General features: G+C 54.2%; 19 protein-coding genes. 14 read left to right on the plus strand and 5 right to left on the minus strand.

What is annotated here, in order from left to right:
- The first annotated feature begins 13 nt into the window (after positions 1-13).
- The 6 genes from lepB to acpS all read left to right on the plus strand — a co-directional run bounded on the left by lepB (position 14) and on the right by acpS (position 4,784).
- Complete coding sequence (lepB, locus tag GA0061070_RS18550; RefSeq protein ID WP_090137480.1) at positions 14-988, plus strand: signal peptidase I; 975 nt, start codon at positions 14-16, stop codon at positions 986-988.
- A 212-nt stretch (positions 989-1,200) separates the two neighbouring features.
- Positions 1,201-1,881 carry a ribonuclease III gene (rnc, locus tag GA0061070_RS18560; protein WP_090137481.1) on the plus strand — a complete coding sequence of 227 codons (681 nt, stop codon included), beginning with the start codon at positions 1,201-1,203 and terminating at the stop codon, positions 1,879-1,881.
- Entirely contained in the window at positions 1,878-2,789 is a 912-nt protein-coding gene (era, locus tag GA0061070_RS18565; RefSeq protein WP_090137482.1) for a GTPase Era, read from the plus strand. The genes rnc and era overlap by 4 nt, the downstream gene beginning before the upstream one ends.
- A 110-nt stretch (positions 2,790-2,899) precedes the next feature.
- Entirely contained in the window at positions 2,900-3,607 is a 708-nt protein-coding gene (recO, locus tag GA0061070_RS18570) for a DNA repair protein RecO (RefSeq protein ID WP_090137483.1), read from the plus strand.
- A gap of 65 nt (positions 3,608-3,672) precedes the next feature.
- Positions 3,673-4,404, plus strand: coding sequence for a pyridoxine 5'-phosphate synthase (gene pdxJ / locus GA0061070_RS18575; RefSeq protein ID WP_090137484.1), 732 nt, complete (start codon positions 3,673-3,675; stop codon positions 4,402-4,404).
- Positions 4,404-4,784, plus strand: coding sequence for a holo-ACP synthase (gene acpS / locus GA0061070_RS18580; RefSeq protein ID WP_090137485.1), 381 nt, complete (start codon positions 4,404-4,406; stop codon positions 4,782-4,784). The genes pdxJ and acpS overlap by 1 nt, the downstream gene beginning before the upstream one ends.
- A gap of 263 nt (positions 4,785-5,047) precedes the next feature.
- Here the strand turns inward: acpS and GA0061070_RS18585 are convergent, their stop codons facing one another.
- The 3 genes from GA0061070_RS18585 to GA0061070_RS24880 all read right to left on the minus strand — a co-directional run bounded on the left by GA0061070_RS18585 (position 5,048) and on the right by GA0061070_RS24880 (position 6,576).
- A complete protein-coding gene (locus GA0061070_RS18585; protein WP_090137486.1) occupies positions 5,048-5,308 on the minus strand; it encodes a YfhL family 4Fe-4S dicluster ferredoxin in 261 nt (86 codons plus the stop codon).
- A gap of 56 nt (positions 5,309-5,364) precedes the next feature.
- Positions 5,365-6,213 carry a MurR/RpiR family transcriptional regulator gene (locus GA0061070_RS18590; protein WP_090137487.1) on the minus strand — a complete coding sequence of 283 codons (849 nt, stop codon included), beginning with the start codon at positions 6,211-6,213 and terminating at the stop codon, positions 5,365-5,367.
- Positions 6,214-6,363: 150 nt separating this feature from the next.
- On the minus strand, positions 6,364-6,576 hold the full coding sequence (locus GA0061070_RS24880) for a hypothetical protein (RefSeq protein ID WP_139109791.1): 213 nt from the start codon (positions 6,574-6,576) through the stop codon (positions 6,364-6,366).
- A gap of 131 nt (positions 6,577-6,707) precedes the next feature.
- Between GA0061070_RS24880 and yfhb the strand changes: the two genes are divergently transcribed.
- Entirely contained in the window at positions 6,708-7,343 is a 636-nt protein-coding gene (gene yfhb / locus GA0061070_RS18595) for a phosphatidylglycerophosphatase C (RefSeq protein ID WP_090137488.1), read from the plus strand.
- Positions 7,344-7,401: 58 nt separating this feature from the next.
- Positions 7,402-7,917 (plus strand): tRNA adenosine(34) deaminase TadA, encoded by a 516-nt coding sequence (gene tadA, locus GA0061070_RS18600; RefSeq protein ID WP_090137489.1) that lies wholly within the window; start codon positions 7,402-7,404, stop codon positions 7,915-7,917.
- 42 nt (positions 7,918-7,959) lie between these two features.
- Here tadA and mltF read toward each other — a convergent pair whose 3' ends face one another.
- Positions 7,960-9,519: a membrane-bound lytic murein transglycosylase MltF gene (gene mltF, locus GA0061070_RS18605; RefSeq protein ID WP_090137490.1), complete on the minus strand. Its 1,560-nt coding sequence runs from the start codon at positions 9,517-9,519 to the stop codon at positions 7,960-7,962.
- 269 nt (positions 9,520-9,788) lie between these two features.
- Here mltF and purL point away from each other — a divergent pair, with 269 nt between their 5' ends.
- From purL to glnB, 5 genes are all read left to right on the plus strand, one after another.
- The gene (gene purL / locus GA0061070_RS18615; RefSeq protein WP_090137492.1) at positions 9,789-13,676 is read left to right on the plus strand and encodes a phosphoribosylformylglycinamidine synthase; all 3,888 of its coding nucleotides are present in this window, start codon (positions 9,789-9,791) and stop codon (positions 13,674-13,676) included.
- A gap of 535 nt (positions 13,677-14,211) precedes the next feature.
- Positions 14,212-15,645: a two component system sensor histidine kinase QseE/GlrK gene (gene qseE, locus GA0061070_RS18620; protein ID WP_090137493.1), complete on the plus strand. Its 1,434-nt coding sequence runs from the start codon at positions 14,212-14,214 to the stop codon at positions 15,643-15,645.
- On the plus strand, positions 15,645-16,382 hold the full coding sequence (qseG, locus tag GA0061070_RS18625; RefSeq protein ID WP_090137494.1) for a two-component system QseEF-associated lipoprotein QseG: 738 nt from the start codon (positions 15,645-15,647) through the stop codon (positions 16,380-16,382). Before qseE ends, qseG begins: the two co-directional genes overlap by 1 nt.
- The gene (gene glrR, locus GA0061070_RS18630) at positions 16,379-17,716 is read left to right on the plus strand and encodes a two-component system response regulator GlrR (protein ID WP_090137495.1); all 1,338 of its coding nucleotides are present in this window, start codon (positions 16,379-16,381) and stop codon (positions 17,714-17,716) included. The genes qseG and glrR overlap by 4 nt, the downstream gene beginning before the upstream one ends.
- Positions 17,717-17,790: 74 nt before the next feature.
- Positions 17,791-18,129 (plus strand): nitrogen regulatory protein P-II, encoded by a 339-nt coding sequence (gene glnB / locus GA0061070_RS18635; RefSeq protein ID WP_002438074.1) that lies wholly within the window; start codon positions 17,791-17,793, stop codon positions 18,127-18,129.
- 38 nt (positions 18,130-18,167) lie between these two features.
- Here glnB and hmpA read toward each other — a convergent pair whose 3' ends face one another.
- Positions 18,168-19,352: an NO-inducible flavohemoprotein gene (gene hmpA / locus GA0061070_RS18640; RefSeq protein WP_090137496.1), complete on the minus strand. Its 1,185-nt coding sequence runs from the start codon at positions 19,350-19,352 to the stop codon at positions 18,168-18,170.
- 314 nt (positions 19,353-19,666) lie between these two features.
- Between hmpA and glyA the strand changes: the two genes are divergently transcribed.
- The gene (gene glyA / locus GA0061070_RS18645; RefSeq protein WP_090137497.1) at positions 19,667-20,920 is read left to right on the plus strand and encodes a serine hydroxymethyltransferase; all 1,254 of its coding nucleotides are present in this window, start codon (positions 19,667-19,669) and stop codon (positions 20,918-20,920) included.
- The last annotated feature ends 370 nt before the right edge of the window (positions 20,921-21,290 follow it).

A 21,290-nucleotide genomic window follows, 5' to 3' on the forward strand; every position in this document is an offset into this window, starting at 1 on the left:
TAAAGGAGTTGGCATGGCGAACATGTTTGCCCTGATACTAGTGATCGCGACGCTGGTGACGGGAATTTTATGGTGCCTGGATAAGTTTATTTTTGCACCGAAACGTCGGGAACGTCAGGCCACTGCGCAGGCTGCGACAGGTGATGCGCTTGATGCAAAAACACTGAAGAAAATCGGTCCGAAACCGGGCTGGCTGGAAACGGGCGCTTCAGTATTCCCGGTGCTGGCTATTGTTCTGGTCGTGCGTTCGTTTATTTATGAACCTTTTCAGATCCCATCAGGTTCGATGATGCCGACGCTGCTGATTGGCGATTTTATTCTGGTGGAGAAATTCGCCTATGGCATTAAAGATCCCATTTACCAGAAAACGCTGATCGAAACCGGTCATCCAAAACGTGGCGATATTGCCGTATTTAAATACCCGGACGATCCGCGTCTTGACTACATCAAACGCGTAGTCGGCCTTCCGGGCGATAAGGTCACTTATGATCCAGTGAGCAAACAGGTTACCGTGCAGCCGAACTGTAGCTCTGGCCAGGCATGCGGTAGCGCACTGCCAATCACCTACAGCAATGTGGAAGAGAGCGATTTTGTGCAGACTTTCGGCCGTCGTACCGGCGGTGAAGCGAGCAGCGGTTTCTTCCAGATGCCGAAAGGGCAGAGTATGGACGATGGCGTGCGTCTGACCGAGCGTAAAGAGACGCTGGGTGATGTGACGCACCGCATTCTGACCGTGCCTATCGCGCAAGATCAACTGGGGATCTACTATCGTCAGGCGAACCAGCCGCTGGGTACGTGGATTGTGCCGCCGGGTCACTACTTCATGATGGGCGATAACCGCGACAACAGCGCGGATAGCCGTTACTGGGGGTTTGTACCGGAGCAAAATCTGGTGGGCCGGGCCACGGCAATCTGGATGAGCTTCGAGAAACAAGAAGGTGAATGGCCGACAGGCGTACGCCTGAATCGTATCGGCGGAATTCATTAATTAGCCGGGGCGCAATCATTACGCTTGCGCCCCGAATTATTTCCAAGATTATTCCCATCTGACTAACGACAACTCCGGTCGTTGCGTATAGAATATTCCCCCGAAGTTTAGGACTGGTTCCCACAAGAGCCACGGCACACGAAACCGCGTTGGTTTGTTTTCAGGTCGGTTTCGTGTGCTGCATTGTTGACGCATTTATTTATTGGTATCGCATGAACCCCATCGTAATTAATCGGCTTCAGCGGAAGCTGGGCTACACTTTTCAACATCAGGATCTGTTGCAGCAGGCATTAACCCACCGCAGCGCCAGTAGCAAACATAATGAGCGTCTCGAATTTCTCGGCGACTCTATTTTAAGTTTTGTGGTTGCAAATGCGCTTTATCATCGTTTCCCGCGTGTGGATGAAGGTGATATGAGCCGTATGCGTGCGACGCTGGTGCGCGGAAATACGCTGGCGGAAATCGCCCGCGAATTTGAACTGGGTGAATGTCTGCGCTTAGGGCCGGGTGAATTGAAAAGCGGCGGTTTTCGCCGTGAGTCTATTCTGGCGGACACCGTTGAGGCATTAATTGGCGGGGTATTCCTTGATAGCAATATCCAGACCGTCGAACAATTAATCCTGAACTGGTACCAGACGCGTCTGGACGAAATCAGTCCTGGCGATAAACAAAAAGATCCGAAAACGCGCCTGCAGGAGTTTTTGCAGGGTCGCCATCTGCCGCTGCCTTCCTATCTGGTGGTGCAGGTGCGTGGCGAAGCGCACGATCAGGAATTTACTATCCACTGCCAGGTCAGCGGCCTGAGTGAACCGGTGGTCGGCACAGGTTCCAGCCGTCGCAAGGCGGAACAAGCTGCAGCCGAACAGGCGCTGAAAAAACTGGAGCTGGAATGAGCACTGAAACTGAAAAAAGCTATTGCGGGTTTATCGCCATCGTTGGGCGTCCTAACGTTGGCAAATCCACCTTGCTGAATAAGCTGCTGGGGCAGAAGATTTCGATCACCTCCCGCAAAGCGCAAACCACGCGTCACCGCATCGTCGGCATCCATACCGAAGGGGAATATCAGGCAATTTACGTCGATACCCCTGGGCTGCATATGGAAGAGAAACGTGCAATTAACCGGTTGATGAACAAAGCAGCCAGCAGTTCCATTGGTGATGTTGAACTGGTGATTTTTGTTGTCGAAGGCACCAAATGGACGCCGGACGACGAAATGGTGCTCAACAAGCTGCGTGACAGTAAAGTGCCGGTGATCCTCGCGGTCAACAAAGTTGACAACGTGCAGGAAAAAGCGGATTTGCTGCCGCACCTGCAATTCCTGGCAAGCCAGATGAATTTCCTCGATATCGTGCCTCTCTCTGCGGAAACTGGCACCAACGTCGATACCATCGCCAACATCGTGCGCAAGCATTTGCCAGAAGCAATTCACCACTTTCCGGAAGATTACGTGACTGATCGTTCTCAGCGCTTTATGGCTTCTGAGATCATCCGTGAAAAATTGATGCGTTTTCTCGGTGCCGAATTGCCTTACTCGGTTACCGTGGAGATCGAACAATTTGTCACTAATGAACGCGGTGGCTACGATATCAATGGGTTGATCCTGGTTGAGCGCGAAGGGCAGAAGAAGATGGTGATTGGCAACAAAGGCGCCAAAATCAAAACCATCGGCATTGAAGCCCGTAAAGATATGGAAGAGATGTTCGAAGCCAAAATTCACCTCGAACTGTGGGTGAAGGTGAAATCCGGCTGGGCCGATGACGAGCGCGCCTTGCGCAGTCTCGGTTATGTAGACGATCTCTAAGCGTGCCATCTCGATGAATTTAGGCGGCCAGGCCGTAAGTTTTGCAATCAGCGACTGGCTTACGCAAAAGCAGCCTGTGCATCTGCAACCTGAACGCCGGACATAACCTAATGGAAGGCTGGCAGCGCGCATTTGTTCTGCATAGTCGCCCCTGGAGCGAAACCAGTCTGATGCTGGACGTCTTCACGGAAGAGTCAGGCCGCGTGCGCCTTGTCGCCAAAGGCGCACGTTCAAAACGCTCCAGTCTGAAAGGCGCTTTACAGCCTTTTACCCCTCTGCTGGTTCGCTTTAGCGGGCGCGGTGAAGTTAAAACCCTGCGCAGCGCGGAAGCGGTATCACTGGCGCTGCCGCTGAGCGGTATCACGCTCTACAGCGGTCTCTACGTCAACGAACTTATCTCCAGAGTGCTGGAGCACGAGACGCGTTTCTCGGAACTCTTTTTTGATTACCTGCACTGTATTCAGGCGCTGGCTGGCGTAACCGGCACGCCGGAACCCATCCTGCGCCGCTTTGAGTTGGCGCTGCTTGGCCATCTCGGTTACGGCGTGGATTTTCTCCACTGCGCGGGCAGCGGTGAGTCGGTGGATGATGGCATGACCTACCGCTACCGGGAAGAGAAGGGCTTTATCGCCAGCGTGGTGATCGATAACAGCACTTTTACCGGGCGACATCTGCGTGCGCTGGCGGAGCGAGAGTTTCCGGATGCCGACACCCTGCGTGCTGCAAAGCGCTTTACCCGCATTGCGTTAAAGCCGTATCTTGGTGGCAAACCGCTGAAAAGCCGCGAGCTATTCCGGCCGTTTGTTCCCAAACGATAGCGGAAAAATTACAGGCCAGGCGGGGCGAAGACCGCGCCGGAACCCATAAAAATACGAGGATTGTCATGGCTGAATTACTGTTAGGCGTCAATATTGATCACATTGCCACCCTGCGTAACGCGCGCGGGACCGCATACCCGGATCCAGTGCAGGCGGCGTTTATAGCCGAGCAGGCGGGCGCTGATGGCATCACCGTGCATCTGCGTGAGGATCGCCGTCACATTACCGACCGCGACGTGCGCATTTTGCGTCAGACTCTGCACACGCGTATGAATCTGGAAATGGCGGTCACCGAAGAGATGCTGGCGATCGCCTGTGAAACTAAACCGCACTTCTGCTGCCTGGTGCCGGAAAAACGCCAGGAGGTTACCACTGAAGGCGGGCTGGATGTTGCCGGTCAGCGTGAGAAAATGCGTGATGCCTGTCAGCGCCTGGCGGCAGCGGGTATTCTTGTTTCGCTGTTTATTGATGCTGATGATGAACAGATCAGCGCCGCCGCCGAGGTTGGCGCTCCCTATATTGAGATCCACACTGGCTGTTATGCCGATGCTAAAACCGATGCGGAGCAGGCAAAAGAACTTGAACGCATTGCCAAAGCGGCAACCTATGCTGCAAGCCTGGGGCTGAAAGTGAATGCCGGCCACGGCCTTACGTATCACAACGTGAAAGCGATCGCTGCACTGCCGGAGATGCACGAATTGAATATCGGCCATGCGATTATTGGCCGTGCAGTAATGAGTGGTCTGAAAGAGGCTGTAGCTGAAATGAAACGTCTGATGCTGGAAGCGCGCGGCTAATGGCGATTCTGGGAATTGGTACGGATATCGTTGAGATAGCCCGCATCGAAGCGGTGATCGCCCGTAGCGGCGATCGCCTTGCCAGACGGGTGCTGAGCGCGAATGAGTGGGAAATCTATCAGGCGCATCAGCAGCCGATTCGTTTCCTGGCAAAACGCTTTGCTGTGAAAGAAGCGGCAGCGAAAGCGCTGGGCACGGGGATCCGCAACGGGCTGGCGTTTAATCAGTTCGAAGTCTTTAATGACGAGCTGGGCAAGCCGAGCCTGCGCTTATGGGAAGAGGCGCAGCGTATGGCCGAAAGAATGGGCGTGCGCAGTACGCACGTGACGCTGGCGGATGAGCGCCACTACGCCTGTGCAACGGTAATTATCGAGAACTAGGCTGTGTCCCATAATTGTGCGCGAGTGGCGCTGATGGTCATTTTTACGCAGGGCAAGGCGCGAACGGCGACGTTTGGGGAGCCAAATGAGCCGTGAGCAACGCAGCCATGCGTAAAAATGGCCTCAGCCCTTCGGGACGCGTTTAAAAAGTGCGTTCTCTGCGTTGTCGGACTTGAACACAGGCTCACTATGCCCTGCATCCTCCGCCTTGATAACGCGCGTTGTACCCAGCGTCGCCAGCACGACCAATTACGGGACACAGCCTAGATTTTATCGGCGTGGTGCAACAGGACAAACTTGTCCCACAGTTGTTCTTCGCTTTCCACATGCGCGGGATCTTTGAGGATCGTATTGGGGATCGGGCATACTTTCTGGCAGGTCGGGGTTTCATAGTGTCCGACACACTCAGTGCAACGGTCGCTGTTAATTTCATAAATGCTGTCGCCCATCGAAATCGCCTCGTTAGGGCATTCCGGCTCGCACATATCGCAATTGATGCATTTTTTGGTAATTAACAGCGCCATCAGGAAAATCTCAGAAACATCACGAACAGGGCGGGCATTATACGATCATTCCCTGTTCAGACCAGTTTTTTTACCAGTTCCTCGCTGTGCCGAATACGCTCCGGCGCATGCTCCAGATCCTGCTGCACCAGCGCCATAAACAGTAAATCTGTCAGCATCATTTGCGCGCTGGTGGAGGAGATCGCCGCGCTGCGTGTCGTCTGCTCTTCGGCAATGGTATAGAGGCAATGCGTTGCGCGTTGTTGCAGCGCATTAGGCGTAAAACCGGTAATTGCCAGAACCTTACCGCCCACGCGTAGCGTCTCATCTACGGCCATATTGATCTCTCGCCGTTCACCGGTATAGGAAACCGGCAGCAGGAGTTCGTCCGGCTCCATGGCCTGCACGGTCGCCAGTAGGGCGTGCATATCCTGCTCGACGACAGCGTTAATGCCGATTTTCATTAGCTTCCAGCCGAAGTTGCGTGCAACCAGTCCGGATGCGCCAATCCCCGTCAGGATGATGCGCCGTGCGTCGCGCAGCAGGCATACGCTTTCCAGCAGCTTCTCCTCGCTGTTGATATCCAGCGAAGCATGCATAGCGCTTTGATACTCGTTGATCAACTTTTCCCCAACGACTCGCAGCGGATCGTCACCGCGAATTTTGTTATGCACCGGAATTGAGTAGGGGTTCGGATTACTGGCTAACGCTTCGCTGATCGCCAGCTTCATCGCCGGGAAACCTTTAAAATCCATCTTCTGCGCAAATTTCACCACGCTCGACTGGCTGACACCCGCTTCAGCGGCCAGTTGTTGTGAGCTTAGATGGCGCGCGTGATCGGGCTTTTCCAGCAGAAATTCCGCCAGTTTTTTATCGCTCTGCGCAAGACCAGGGTAACGCTGGCGGATACGAATCAAACAGTTCATAACATCTCCGGGAGGTCTGATCAGCCGCTGTGGCTGTACCCGGCTAAGCGGGCGAAAGAATTTAATATTCCATCAATGGATTATTATTATGAATTAAAAATTCTATTGGTACAAAGCATCGATGAGCAGTTTTTGACCAGGATCAGGCGCTCACCGCGCACGGGTGGATTCCACCTGCGGCGAGTTATCCAATCGGCGAATTGCCGGAATTAAACCGGTGCCAACCGTGGCGATGATCACGGCAAGCGCGCTACTTTCAGGCACCATCCACGCCACTGCGCCCTGTGAAAGGTGCGCGGGTGAGATATTGTCATTGTGGCTGTGGATTATGGTTGTGTGCTGGCAGTGTAGAGCATCCGGCAATAAACAGCATCTGCTTATTATCCGGGACGGCTGTTACCGGAAATGTGAGGATCTATCTGTTAGGCTATGAAAGAGTGATCGCCACAACCGGAGGCTGGCGGTCAGGGATAAACAAGGCAGAGGGATAACATTTGGCTACTACTGAGCGCCGCGTCGTTTTTTTTGACCTCGATGGCACACTGCATCAGCAGGATATGTTCGGGACATTTCTGCGCTATTTACTGCGCCATCACCCGCTTAACGTCTTACTGGTATTGCTGCTGTTGCCGGTAATTATTGGCGGATTATTAATCAAAGGGCGCGCAGCGCGCTGGCCGATGAGCTTGCTGCTGTGGGGATGCACGTTTGGTCACAGCGAGCACCATTTGCTGGCGCTCCAGCAGAGATTTGTTGCCTGGTTTCGCGGGCGCGTAACGGCATTTCCGGTCGTCCAGACAAGGCTGACTAACTATCTTGCGGCAGCAGATGCGGATATCTGGCTGATTACCGGTTCGCCACAATCGTTAGTGGAACAGACCTATTTCGACACGCCCTGGCTACCGCGTGTGAATCTGATTGCCAGCCAAATCAAACGGCGTAACGGCGGCTGGGTGTTAACAATGCGCTGCCTGGGCCATGAAAAGGTCGCGCAGTTAGAGCGTAAAATCGGCACACCGCTGCGCCTGTACAGTGGCTACAGCGATAGCAAGCAGGATAATCCGTTGCTCTATTTCTGCCAGCACCGCTGGCGTGTTACGCCGCGCGGTGAACTGCAACAACTGGAGTAGTGCCTGACCGGGGCGCTGTGTATAATGCGCCCCGCCTGAATCACTGGAGTACTTCCCTTTGTCCAACCCTGAACTGAATCACGAGTACTGGATGCGTTATGCACTGACGCTGGCAAAGCGAGCCTGGGATGAGGGCGAAGTTCCTGTTGGCGCGGTACTGGTTTATCACGACCAGGTGATCGGTGAAGGCTGGAACCGGCCGATTGGCCGCCACGATCCGACTGCCCATGCTGAAATCATGGCGCTACGCCAGGGCGGGCTGGTACTGCAAAATTATCGTCTGATCGATACCACGTTATATGTCACGCTGGAGCCGTGCGTAATGTGCGCCGGTGCCATGGTGCATAGCCGCATCGGACGGCTGGTGTTTGGCGCGCGCGATGCCAAAACGGGCGCGGCGGGATCGCTGCTGGATGTGCTACATCATCCGGGCATGAATCACCGGATTGAAATGGAAGAGGGGGTATTGCGCGACGAGTGTGCGGCTATGCTGAGCGACTTTTTCCGCCTGCGCCGGATAGAGAAAAAAGCGTTGAAGAAATCGCCGCCAGACTCGACAAATCTTCAGGCCTGATAAGGTGAAGCTGTTGTCCGGCAACCCACGCCAGCGAAAAAATTAGCGATTTACTTTTAGCGGATTTTTTACCAGCGTTTCGGGTACCAGTAACGGGTTACGTAGGAAGGCAACGTTGGGCGCCAGCGCACTGAATGGCATCACGCCGTAATCCGGGCGGTTAAGTTCATCTGTCGAAACTGCTGGATAACTTTGCGCCAGTTGCAGGGTTTTGGTGGCTAGCTTCTCTTTTTCCAGCAGATAACCCACCAGACTAATTTCGTATTTACGAATATTTTCTACATAAGAATAAGCTTCGTGACCACGGGCGTAACCGTAAGTCAGCTTGCTGTAATAAGGTTTCTGGCTCAGCAGCGGTAGCCGCTGTTTGACATCGGCCCAGCTATCGGGATTACCTTTGGTTTTCGCCGTCAGCGCACGGGCATCAAGCATATGCGCGTAACCCATATTGTAGGCCGCCAGCGCAAACCAGATTTTCTCATCCTGCGGTACGCTATCCGGCACTTTGCTCATCATATCCACTAGATAGCGGGTGCCGCCGCTGATGCTTTGCTCAGCATCAGTACGATCGCTTAAGCCCAGACTCTGCGCCGTATTTTTGGTCAACATCATCAAACCGCGCACGCCGGTGGGTGAGGTGGCCTGCGAATCCCAGTGCGACTCCTGGTAAGAAATGGCCGCCAACAACCGCCAGTCGATCTCCTGCGCATTTTTTTCAAAGATCGGCTGAAGGTCTGGCAATACGCTGTCCACTGCGCGCAGGAAAGTGCGCGTATCCACATAATCAAAATCTTCGCCGTGCCCGAGGTATTTCTCCTCCAGACGGGCGAGCGTGCCGTCTTCATTCATATTATTGAAGAAGTCGAGCATTGCCGCTGACAGAGTATTATCGTCATCACGTTTGCTGAACCAGGTCACGGGCTGTTCATCGGTGATATCCAGCGCGACGGTCAGTTCAGGATGAACGCGCTGGAACAGGCTGATTGCCACTGAATCGGCCACGGTATAACTCAGTTTACCCTCGACAACCTGCTCCAGCAGCGCCGTTGTGCCCAGTTTTTCGTCCACTTTCCAGCTTAAGTCTGGATACTTTTTCTCTTTAAGCTCTCGCAGATCATCCAGCGCAACGTGGCCGGGAGCGATGGTTAACTGATCGGCAGTGATCGATTGCAGCGAGCGTGGGCGAAAGCCGCCAACGCGATAAACCAGTTGTTGCGAAACCGAATAGTAGACTGGGCCAGTCTGGTAGTTTTTGATACGTTCGCTGTTATAGACAAGGCCAGCAGCAAGCATATCGGCGTCATCGTTATCGAGATCGTCGAAAAGCTGGCTGATGTTCTGCCGCACGGTCACTTTCAGTTTGACGCCGAGGTAATCGGCAAAATGCTGTGCCAGATCGTAATCCAGCCCGGTGGTTTTCCCGTCAATGACGGCATAGGTCAGCGGGCTGGAAAGTGTACTGATGCGCAGCTCCCCGCGCGCTTTGATCGCCGCGATGCGATTGTCGGCTTTACCGAACCATGGAATGGAAGGCCACAGAGCCGCTGCCAGCAGCAGGGTGACAATGCCGATGAGCAGATAATTAATCTTAAATTTTTTCAATTAGTTAATTCTCTGCACAGTGCTTTGCTTCAGAATATTTTTTACCGTGGTAACAACAGTGTTTGTCGGTGATTGAGCGGCATTTTGCGCAACAAAACGCCAGTTGGCAACTAATTAGAGCAGTCGGCGACAGCTATTGTTAAAAAATCAGACATGGTTTATTTCGACGCAAACGGTTTCGTCGCCGCGCACTATTCTCTATAATGACGCCCGTTTTCCCCCCTGGTGCACACTTAAAGCGTCCCTGACGCTTCGAAGACGAGAGACTTATGATGGAAATTCTGCGTGGTTCGCCTGCATTGTCCGCTTTCCGTATCAACAAACTGCTGGCGCGTTTTCAGGCAGCCAACCTCCCGGTCAGTAATATTTATGCCGAGTATGCTCACTTTGCCGATCTGAATGACAGCCTTACCGAAGAAGAGTACGCACGGCTCCAGCGCTTGCTGAAATACGGCCCGAGCCTTGGCAGCCATACGCCGACCGGAAAATTGCTGCTCGTCACACCTCGTCCTGGCACCATCTCTCCCTGGTCTTCTAAAGCGACCGATATTGCCCACAATTGCGGCCTGAATAAAATCAATCGCCTTGAGCGCGGCGTCGCATATTACGTTGATGCGGCGGGCCTGAGCGATGCCCAGTGGAATGAGATTGCCGCCGAACTGCATGACCGCATGATGGAGAGTGTATTCACCTCGCAGGCGGACGCCGCGCGTCTGTTTGAACACCATCAACCGGCACCGGTGCAGAGCGTTGATCTGCTTACTGAAGGTCGCCAGGCGCTGATCGACGCGAACCTGCGTCTTGGCCTGGCGCTGGCGGAAGACGAAATTGATTACTTGCAGGATGCGTTCACCCGTATGGGGCGTAATCCGAACGACATCGAACTCTATATGTTTGCGCAGGCGAACTCCGAGCACTGCCGCCACAAGATTTTCAACGCCGACTGGGTGATTGATGGTAAGCAGCAGCCGAAGTCGCTGTTCAAAATGATTAAAAACACCTTCGAGCAAACGCCGGATTTCGTGCTGTCAGCCTACAAAGACAACGCGGCGGTCATGGAAGGTTCGGAAGTGGGGCGCTTCTTCGCCGATCGCGCGGAAGGCCGTTACGATTTCCACCAGGAACCGGCACATATCCTGATGAAAGTGGAAACCCATAACCACCCGACGGCGATTTCACCGTGGCCGGGGGCGGCGACCGGCTCCGGCGGCGAAATCCGCGATGAAGGGGCGACCGGTCGCGGTGCGAAACCGAAAGCCGGGCTGGTGGGCTTCTCCGTTTCCAACCTGCGTATTCCGGGTTTTGAACAGCCGTGGGAAGAAGATTTTGGTAAGCCGGAGCGTATTGTTACCGCGCTGGATATCATGACCGACGGCCCGCTGGGTGGTGCCGCGTTCAATAACGAATTTGGTCGTCCGGCGCTAAATGGTTACTTCCGTACCTATGAAGAGAAAGTGAACAGCCACAACGGCGAAGAGCTGCGTGGCTACCACAAACCGATCATGCTGGCGGGCGGGATCGGTAATATTCGCGCGGATCACGTACAGAAAGGCGAGATCACCGTTGGCGCGAAACTGATCGTGCTCGGCGGCCCGGCGATGAATATCGGCCTCGGCGGTGGCGCGGCGTCTTCTATGGCCTCCGGCCAGTCTGATGCGGATCTCGATTTCGCCTCCGTACAGCGTGATAACCCAGAGATGGAACGTCGTTGCCAGGAAGTGATCGACCGTTGCTGGCAATTGGGCGATGCCAATCCGATCCTCTTTATTCACGATGTTGGTGCGGGCGGTCTGTCGAACGCCATGCCGGAACTGGTGAGCGATGGTGGTCGTGGCGGTCGTTTCGAACTGCGCGATATCCTCAGCGATGAGCCGGGTATGAGTCCGCTGGAAATCTGGTGTAATGAATCGCAGGAGCGTTATGTGCTGGCGGTTGCGGCCGATCAACTGGCGCTGTTTGACGAACTTTGCCGCCGCGAACGCGCGCCGTACGCGGTGATCGGTGAAGCCACCGACGCGCAGCACCTGACGCTGAATGACAAGCACTTTAACAACCAGCCTATCGACATGCCGCTGGATGTGCTGCTGGGTAAAACGCCGAAAATGACGCGTGACGTAGAAACCCGTCAGGCAACTGGCGATACCTTCAATACGCAAAGCATTTCTGTGGCTGAGGCGGTAAATCGCGTGCTGCATCTGCCGGCTGTGGCGGAAAAAACCTTCCTCGTCACCATTGGCGACCGTACGGTAACCGGCATGGTTTCCCGCGATCAGATGGTTGGCCCATGGCAGGTGCCGGTAGCTAACTGTGCGGTCACCACGGCCAGCCTTGACAGCTACTACGGAGAAGCGATGGCACTGGGCGAACGTGCGCCGGTTGCGCTGCTGGACTTTGCAGCTTCTGCTCGCCTGGCGGTGGGTGAAGCATTAACCAATATTGCGGCGACGCAGATTGGCGATATCAAACGTATCAAACTATCCGCAAACTGGATGGCGGCAGCCGGTCACCCCGGTGAAGACGCAGGCCTGTATGCGGCGGTAAAAGCTGTTGGTGAAGAGCTTTGCCCGGCACTGGGGCTGACCATTCCGGTGGGCAAAGACTCCATGTCGATGAAAACCCGCTGGCAGGAAGGCAGCGAGCAGCGTGAGATGACCTCGCCGTTGTCGCTGGTGATCACTGCTTTTGCCCGCGTGGAAGATGTGCGCCATACGGTGACGCCGCAGCTTTCAACGGAAGATAACGCCCTGCTGCTAATCGATCTCGGCAACGGCAACAACGCGCTGGGCGCGACGGCGCTGGCGCAGGTTTACCGTCAACTGGGCGACAAACCGGCGGATGTGCGTAACGTCGGGCAATTAAAAGGCTTCTACGATGCCATTCAGGCGCTGGTGGCCGATCGTAAACTGCTGGCTTACCATGACCGTTCCGATGGTGGTTTGCTGGCCACGCTGGCTGAAATGGCCTTTACCGGCCACTGCGGCGTGCATGTTAACGTTGCGGCGCTGGGTAGTGATCGTCTGGCGGCGCTGTTTAACGAAGAGCTAGGCGCGGTGATTCAGGTACGTGCCGCCGATCGCGAGGCGGTGGAAAACGTACTGGTGGCCTACGGTCTGGGCGATAATGTTCATTATCTTGGCCGTGCCGTTTCCGGTGACCGCTTTGTTATCGAAGCGGACGGCCAGCCAGTGTTCAGCGAAAGCCGCACCACGTTGCGTATGTGGTGGGCAGAAACCACCTGGCAGATGCAGCGCCTGCGCGACAACCCGGAATGCGCGGATCAGGAGCATGACGCGAAAGCGAATGATGCCGATCCGGGGCTGAACGTGAAACTGTCGTTCGACATCAACGACGATATTGCCGCGCCGTTTATTGCCACTGGCGCGCGCCCGAAAGTGGCGGTGCTACGCGAGCAGGGCGTTAACTCCCATGTGGAAATGGCGGCAGCGTTCCACCGCGCCGGGTTTGATGCCATCGACGTGCATATGAGCGATCTGCTGGCCGGGCGCAGTGGTCTGGGAAACTTCCACGCGCTGGTAGCTTGCGGTGGCTTCTCTTACGGTGACGTATTGGGTGCGGGCGAAGGCTGGGCGAAGTCGATTTTGTTCAATGACCGCGTACGTGATGAGTTTGAAACCTTCTTCCATCGTCCGCAGACGCTGGCGCTGGGGGTATGTAACGGTTGCCAGATGATGTCTAACCTGCGTGAACTGATCCCGGGTAGCGAACTGTGGCCGCGTTTTGTGCGTAACCACTCCGATCGCTTTGAAGCGCGTTTCAGCCTGGTTGAAGTAACGCAAAGCCCGTCGCTGCTGTTGGCCGGCATGGTCGGTTCGCAGATGCCGATCGCCGTTTCTCACGGTGAAGGCCGTGTCGAAGTGCGTGACGCTGGGCATCTTGCTCAACTTGAGAGCAAAGGGCTGGTGGCGCTGCGCTATGTCGATAATTTCGGCAAAGTGACGGAAACCTATCCGGCTAACCCGAACGGTTCGCCGAACGGTATTACGGCGGTAACCAGCGAAAGCGGCCGCGTGACCATTATGATGCCACACCCGGAGCGTGTGTTCCGTACGGTTTCTAACTCCTGGCACCCGGAAAACTGGGGCGAGGATAGCCCATGGATGCGTATCTTCCGCAACGCCCGTAAGCAACTGGGTTAATCGGCTGTTGCAGACAAGCCCTCTTCCTTCGGGAAGGGGGCTTTTTCTTTGCCCGCTCCACTGTCGGCATTTCCCGACAACAGATATTTCTCACTGTCTCTAAAAGGAGACATTTAAATTATTGATTATAAAGTAATTATTAATCCGTGTTGACAAGTGTTGCTGAATAGCGACAGGTTGGTGAAATGATAAACAGTAGTGTTTTACCAATTGTCGGTAAAAATTCATTAATAATCAGTATATTAAAATAATAATTTATAAATTGGCATAATACATGCATAATGACAGTCAGTGGCTCATTCACATTCTTATGTCAGCCCCTTCGGGACGCGCTACATAAACTCAGAATGACGCACTTAAAGGTGCCTGCCGTCCAACTGCTGATCATTGCGTAGCTTTATCAGATATCGGGCGAAACGTCGAGTTAGGCACCGCCTAATTTTTAAACAAAGCCGGGTTAATACCCGGCTTTGTTGTTTCTGGTATTTACTAAATCGGTTAGCATTCCGGTATCTTTTTTAGCGAGAGTACTGCATTGAAACGCTGGCCTGTTTTTCCCCGCTCGCTGCGCCAACTGGTCATGATGGCGTTCCTGTTGGTTTTATTACCGCTGCTGGTTTTGGCCTGGCAGGCGTGGCAAAGCCTGAATGCGCTCAGTGCCCAGGCTTTGCATACCAACCGTACCACGTTGATTGACGCACGTCGCAGCGAAGCGATGACCAATGCTGCGCTCGAAATGGAGCGCAGCTATCGGCAGTATTGTGTGCTGGATGATGCAACGCTGGCGCGGGTTTACCAGAATCAGCGTAAACGCTACAGCGAAATGCTTGATGCGCACGCGGGCGTACTGCCGGATGACAAACTCTACCAGGCGTTACGCCAGGATCTGAGCGATCTTGCTCAGTTGCAATGTAAAAACAGTAGTCCGTCGGCAGCGGCTTCCGCGCAGCTTGAAGCCTTTGCCGCCGCTAATACTGACATGGTGCAATCCACTCGCGCAGTGGTGTTCTCGCGCGGGCAGCAACTGCAACTGGAGATCGCTGAACGCGGACAATTTTTCGGCTGGCAGGCGTTGGTGCTGTTCCTGGTAAGTCTGGGCCTGGTGCTGCTGTTTACCCGCATGATCATCGGCCCGGTGAAGGGAATCGAGCGGATGATCAACCGGCTGGGAGAGGGGCGATCTCTGGGTCACTCTGTCGTATTTAAAGGGCCGCGGGAACTGCGTTATGTGGGCGAACGGATTATCTGGCTCAGTGAGAGGCTGGCCTGGCTGGAATCCCAGCGTCATCAATTTTTACGCCATCTTTCCCATGAACTCAAAACGCCGCTCGCCAGTATGCGCGAAGGAGCGGAACTGCTTGCTGATGAAGTGGTTGGACCGCTGACGGCGGAGCAGAAAGAGGTGGTGGAGATCCTTGATGCCAGCAGCCGCAATCTGCAAAAGCTGATTGAACAACTGCTTGATTACAACCGCAAACTGGCGGATGGCGCGGTCGAACTGGAACAGGTGGCGCTGGAACCGTTGATTGATATGGTGATCTCCGCTCACAGTTTACCGGCACGAGCTAAAATGATGCATACCGAGATCGCACTGGATGCAGCAAGCTGCCAGGCCGAACCTATGCTGTTGATGAGTGTGCTGGATAATCTTTACTCCAACGCGGTGCACTATGGTGCTGAATCCGGTACCATTTATCTGCGCAGTTTTACAGCCGATAATCGGCTTTGTATTGAGGTGGCAAATACTGGTACGCCGATCCCTGAAAGCGAACGAGAGATGATCTTTGAACCTTTCTTTCAGGGAAGCCACCAAAGGAAAGGGGCGGTGAAAGGAAGCGGATTAGGGTTAAGTATCGCCAGAGATTGCCTCCGCCGTATGCAGGGTGAGCTGCAACTGGTGGCGGACGGTAAAGCCGATGTCTGTTTCCGTATTGAGTTACCGCTTAATACGCCGGAAAAATCCATTTAATGAATCTATATCTGGTGAGCATGTTGCATCTCTTTTCCCGCGTGGTTAACGCGGTTACACAGCAAAATATCTGGCTTCGTGCACTTCCCTGCCTGTTACTGGTGGGCTGTGTGATGCAGAAGCCGCAAAGCGCCATTCATGATGACCAGGAAGTGAGACTCCCTGATCATCAACTGGCTGATTTCCTGGCAACGGACTGTGAGGATATCTGGTCGTTATCGGGACCGGACGTTGACAATAACCCACTCTACTGGCTGCGCAGTATGGATTGTGCCCAGCGCTTAGCACCAGCGGCCGCGCGTGCAGAAGCGCGTTCATGGTCTGATGAAAGCTGGCAGGCCACTTTCCGGCGCGGTATTTTGCTCTCCAGCGCGAAGATTTCGCCACTGGAACGTCGGGAGTATAACGACAAGCTGGATGCGTTAAGTCCGCTTATCCCGGCACAAGTTCGTCCGATCTTCCAGCTCTGGCGCGATGGCGAAGCCTCGAAATTGCAGCTTGCCGATGAGCGCAGCCGCTACAGTAAACTTCAGCAATCCACTGACAGCGAGCTGGATAGTCTGCGTCAGCAACAGCGGTTCCTGCGCGAGCAATTGGAAACGACCACGCGCAAACTGGAAACCCTCACCGATATTGAGCGTCGCCTTTCCACGCGCAGCAAACCTGCGGCTACCGATCTACCCGATAATATTCACACGCCGAAAACGGATGCGACTCAGGAGGATGTGAAACCATGACCAGCCGTAAACCTGCCCACTTGTTGTTGGTGGATGACGATCCTGGATTGCTGAAACTGCTGGGGTTGCGCCTCACCAGCGAAGGCTACAGCGTTGTCACCGCAGAAAGCGGACAGGAAGGGTTGCGCATTCTCACCAGGGAAAAGGTCGATCTGGTGATCAGCGATTTACGCATGGATGAGATGGATGGCATGCAGCTTTTTGCGGAGATCCAGCGCGTGCAGCCGGGAATGCCAGTGATTATCCTGACGGCGCACGGTTCGATCCCTGATGCCGTGGCCGCCACCCAGCAGGGCGTTTTCAGTTTCCTGACCAAGCCGGTGGATAAAGATGCGCTGTATAAAGCCATCGATGATGCGCTGGAACATAGCGGCTCCGCCAGTGACGATCAATGGCACGAAACTATTGTAACCCGCAGTCCTCTGATGCTGCGTCTGCTTGAGCAGGCGCGCATGGTGGCGCAATCGGATGTTAGCGTGCTGATTAACGGTCAGAGCGGAACCGGCAAAGAGGTTCTGGCACAGGCGATCCACAATGCCAGCCCGCGCAGCAAAAGTGCATTTATCGCCATTAACTGTGGCGCGCTACCGGAGCAGTTGCTGGAGTCGGAGTTGTTTGGTCACGCGCGCGGCGCGTTTACTGGCGCGGTCAGCAGCCGTGAAGGTCTGTTCCAGGCCGCAGAGGGTGGCACTCTGTTTCTTGATGAGATTGGCGATATGCCGATCCCATTGCAAGTCAAGCTGTTGCGTGTATTGCAGGAGCGCAAAGTACGTCCGCTCGGCAGCAACCGCGATATTGATATTAATGTACGCATTATTTCGGCGACGCACCGTGATTTGCCAAAAGCGATGGCGCGCGGCGAATTCCGCGAAGATCTTTACTATCGCCTGAATGTAGTGAGCCTCAAGCTACCGGCGCTGGCCGAGCGTGCGGAAGATATTCCTTTGCTGGCCAATCATCTTCTGCGCCAGGCGGCGGATCGGCATAAACCCTTTGTGCGCGCCTTTTCTACCGATGCGATGAAGCGCTTAATGACTGCTTCCTGGCCTGGTAATGTGCGTCAGTTGGTGAATGTGATTGAACAATGTGTGGCGCTGACCTCATCGCCGGTGATCAGCGATGCGCTGGTTGAGCAGGCGCTGGAGGGGGAAAACACCGCGCTGCCGACTTTTGTTGAAGCGCGCAATCAATTTGAACTCAACTATCTGCGTAAGCTGCTGCAAATCACCAAAGGCAATGTGACACATGCTGCCCGTATGGCGGGGCGCAATCGCACTGAGTTCTACAAGTTGCTCTCCCGACATGAGCTGGACGCCAACGACTTTAAAGAGTAATGGCGAAATGATTATGGTACTGTGAACAACCGATTACGATGCAGCAGGCTGGTAAGAGCGTGTAAGGAAAAACCATGAAAAAAATTGATGCGATTATTAAACCTTTCAAACTGGATGATGTGCGCGAAGCGCTGGCAGAAGTCGGCATCACCGGGATGACGGTGACCGAAGTGAAAGGTTTTGGTCGTCAGAAAGGCCACACCGAGCTTTATCGCGGTGCCGAGTATATGGTGGACTTTCTGCCAAAAGTGAAAATTGAAATCGTGGTGACTGACGATATCGTTGATACCTGTGTGGATACCATTATCCGCACGGCGCAAACCGGCAAAATCGGTGACGGTAAAATCTTTGTCTTTGACGTGGCGCGCGTGGTGCGCATCCGTACGGGCGAAGAAGACGACGCCGCGATTTGATATTTTTCCCTCACCCCCGCAGGGTGAGGGAGACTGATTTACAACACTTTATGTGGGCCAAAGCATTCGTAGTGAATCTTCTCTTTGGCAATGCCGAGCGCCACAAGCTGTTGGGCGGCAAACTGCATAAACCCGACCGGGCCGCACAGATAAAATTCCATCGACGGGTCGCTAAATTTCCCTTCCAGCGCTGTTAAATCCATTAACCCTTCACTGTGAAAACGACCGCGATCGACCTCCTGCGGTTGCTGATACCAGACATGCTGGTAGAAACCGTTGAGTGAAGCACCAAGCTGGCTGACTTCATCAGCAAAAGCATGAACCTGACCATCAAGCGCGGCGTGGAACCAGTTAACCTGAGCGGAATGCTGCGTTTTGACCAACTGATCCAGCATCGCCAGCATCGGCGTCTGGCCGACACCGGCAGAAATCAGCGTTACTGGCGTAGTAGCCGGTATAGCCATAAAGAAATCCCCGGCAGGCGCGGCCAGATGAACAATATCGCCCGGTTTGGCTTCGTCGTGCAGCCATTCGGAAACCTGACCGCCCGCTTCGCGTTTCACGGCAATACGGTAAGTTTTGCTATTTGGCTGGCGGGTCAGCGAGTACTGGCGAATCTCCTGGTGAACAAAACCTTCCGGCTTCAGCCAGATGCCGAGATATTGCCCCGGCTGATAATCCGCAATAGGCAGGCCATCGACAGGTTCAAATTCAAAACTGGTGATCAACGCGCTCTGCGGGATTTTTTCACGCAGACGGAAAGCACGAGTGCCTTGCCAGCCGCCGTTTTTTTCTGCGTGCTCGCTGTAGATTTGCGCTTCACGATTGATAAAGACGTCCGCCAACACACCGTAGGCTTTTCCCCAGGCATCCAGTACTTCCTTGCCGGGGTTGAACATCTCATCGAGCGTTGCCAGCAGATGCGCGCCAACAATGTTGTACTGCTCCGGCTGGATCTGGAAACTGGTGTGTTTTTGGGCGATTTTTTCTACTGCAGGCAGCAGGGCGGCGAGATTATCAATATTGCTGGCATAAGCGGCAATGGCATTGAACAGCGCTTCACGCTGATCGCCATTGCGCTGGTTGCTCATGTTGAAGATCTCTTTCAACTCCGGATTATGCGTAAACATACGGTCATAAAAATGGGCGGTCAATTTGGGACCGGTCGCGGCCAGCAGGGGAAGGGTGGCTTTTACCGTTGCGATGGTTTGGGCGTCGAGCATGAGTGCTTCCTTTTTTGGTTAATTTTTAAAGATGCATTTAAAATGTATCTTATGGCGCAGCGTACAGGTTTGTAAAGTGCCGACAATGTAAAGGGATTTGAACGTGAATAACTTGCATCACAAACCTGAAAAGAAATCCGTTTTCTCGACGTATGGGGTTATCGCTCAAACCCTTGTCTGATGCGGAGCCAAACGTTTGCGTAAAAACCTTTGTCAAGACCTGTTATCGGGTTATTAATCAGTTATACTGTGAGCCGTTCCCCAAATTGGGCCTTCGAAAAGAGTTGTTTTGCTAGCTGAGTCAGGAGATGCGGATGTTAAAACGTGAAATGAACATTGCCGATTATGATGCCGAATTATGGCAGGCTATGGAGCAAGAGAAAGTACGTCAGGAAGAGCACATTGAACTGATCGCCTCCGAAAACTACACCAGCCCGCGTGTGATGCAGGCTCAGGGTTCTCAGCTGACGAACAAATACGCCGAAGGTTACCCGGGCAAACGCTACTACGGTGGTTGCGAATACGTGGATATCGTGGAGCAACTGGCTATTGATCGCGCGAAAGCGCTGTTTGGCGCGGATTACGCTAACGTGCAGCCGCATTCTGGTTCGCAGGCGAACTTCGCGGTCTACACTGCGTTGCTGCAACCGGGCGATACCGTTCTGGGTATGAACCTGGCGCAGGGCGGTCACCTGACTCACGGCTCCCCGGTTAACTTCTCTGGCAAACTGTACAACATCATCCCTTACGGTATTGATGAGTCCGGTAAAATTGACTACGAAGACATGGCGAAGCAGGCGAAAGAGCACAAACCGAAGATGATTATCGGTGGTTTCTCTGCTTACTCAGGTATCGTTGACTGGGCAAAAATGCGTGAAATCGCCGACAGCATCGGTGCTTACCTGTTTGTTGACATGGCACACGTTGCGGGTCTGATCGCCGCAGGTGTTTATCCGAACCCGGTTCCGCATGCGCACGTTGTGACCACCACCACCCACAAAACTCTGGCTGGCCCGCGCGGCGGCCTGATCCTGGCGAAAGGCGGTAGCGAAGAACTGTACAAAAAATTGAACTCCGCTGTTTTCCCAAGCGCGCAGGGTGGCCCGCTGATGCATGTGATCGCCGGTAAAGCGGTGGCGCTGAAAGAAGCGATGGAGCCAGAGTTTAAAGTTTACCAGCAGCAGGTCGCTAAAAACGCTAAAGCGATGGTGGAAGTGTTCCTGAACCGTGGCTACAAAGTGGTGTCTGGTGGTACTGAAAACCACCTGTTCCTGCTGGATCTGGTGGACAAAAACCTGACCGGTAAAGAAGCCGATGCAGCGCTGGGCCGTGCGAACATCACCGTTAACAAAAACAGCGTGCCGAACGATCCGAAGAGCCCGTTCGTTACTTCTGGTATCCGTATCGGTAGCCCGGCAGTCACCCGTCGCGGCTTCAAAGAAGCAGAAGTGAAAGAGTTGGCTGGCTGGATGTGTGACGTGCTGGACAGCATCAATGATGAAGCGGTTATTGAGCGCACCAAACAGAAAGTGCTGGATATCTGTGCGCGCTTCCCGGTTTACGCGTAAGCATTAAATCTGAAAGCAAGAAGGCCGCATGGAGCGGCCTTTTTTACGGTGTGCCGGGCATGCTCAGCAGCCTGGGGGTGAAAGTCCCCTGTCCAGCCTGATGGTGGCGAAGGACTAGTGAAGCGCAAGGGCGTCGTCGTGAGGCGGGGTCTGAAGGAAGCGTGGAGCAAAACCATGACCTGACGAACAGAAATCCGATACGAGGCCTACCCGGCAGGCGGAGCAAGCCATTGATTGCAAAGGCCATAACCATCAAGAGCCGGGGTGGTAGATTGGGCAGGTGTGTGGTGAAAGCGGCTGAGCTTACCCCGGGAGGCCTGTCCGGCGTTCTGCATTCAGAACTGAGCGCACCGTAAGGTGCGCTGACCGG

It is taken from the genome of Kosakonia oryziphila (genome assembly GCF_900094795.1).
In the GTDB taxonomy this organism is placed as follows: domain Bacteria; phylum Pseudomonadota; class Gammaproteobacteria; order Enterobacterales; family Enterobacteriaceae; genus Kosakonia; species Kosakonia oryziphila.

Coding starts and splice junctions, on each gene's coding strand:
- acpS (WP_090137485.1), top strand. CDS start 4,404: ATGGCGATTCTGGGAATTGGTACGGATATCGTTGAGATAGCCCGCATC.
- glnB (WP_002438074.1), top strand. CDS start 17,791: ATGAAAAAAATTGATGCGATTATTAAACCTTTCAAACTGGATGATGTG.
- lepB (WP_090137480.1), top strand. CDS start 14: ATGGCGAACATGTTTGCCCTGATACTAGTGATCGCGACGCTGGTGACG.
- qseG (WP_090137494.1), top strand. CDS start 15,645: ATGAATCTATATCTGGTGAGCATGTTGCATCTCTTTTCCCGCGTGGTT.
- era (WP_090137482.1), top strand. CDS start 1,878: ATGAGCACTGAAACTGAAAAAAGCTATTGCGGGTTTATCGCCATCGTT.
- GA0061070_RS18585 (WP_090137486.1), bottom strand. CDS start 5,308: ATGGCGCTGTTAATTACCAAAAAATGCATCAATTGCGATATGTGCGAG.
- pdxJ (WP_090137484.1), top strand. CDS start 3,673: ATGGCTGAATTACTGTTAGGCGTCAATATTGATCACATTGCCACCCTG.
- rnc (WP_090137481.1), top strand. CDS start 1,201: ATGAACCCCATCGTAATTAATCGGCTTCAGCGGAAGCTGGGCTACACT.
- glrR (WP_090137495.1), top strand. CDS start 16,379: ATGACCAGCCGTAAACCTGCCCACTTGTTGTTGGTGGATGACGATCCT.
- hmpA (WP_090137496.1), bottom strand. CDS start 19,352: ATGCTCGACGCCCAAACCATCGCAACGGTAAAAGCCACCCTTCCCCTG.
- GA0061070_RS18590 (WP_090137487.1), bottom strand. CDS start 6,213: ATGAACTGTTTGATTCGTATCCGCCAGCGTTACCCTGGTCTTGCGCAG.
- purL (WP_090137492.1), top strand. CDS start 9,789: ATGATGGAAATTCTGCGTGGTTCGCCTGCATTGTCCGCTTTCCGTATC.
- recO (WP_090137483.1), top strand. CDS start 2,900: ATGGAAGGCTGGCAGCGCGCATTTGTTCTGCATAGTCGCCCCTGGAGC.
- glyA (WP_090137497.1), top strand. CDS start 19,667: ATGTTAAAACGTGAAATGAACATTGCCGATTATGATGCCGAATTATGG.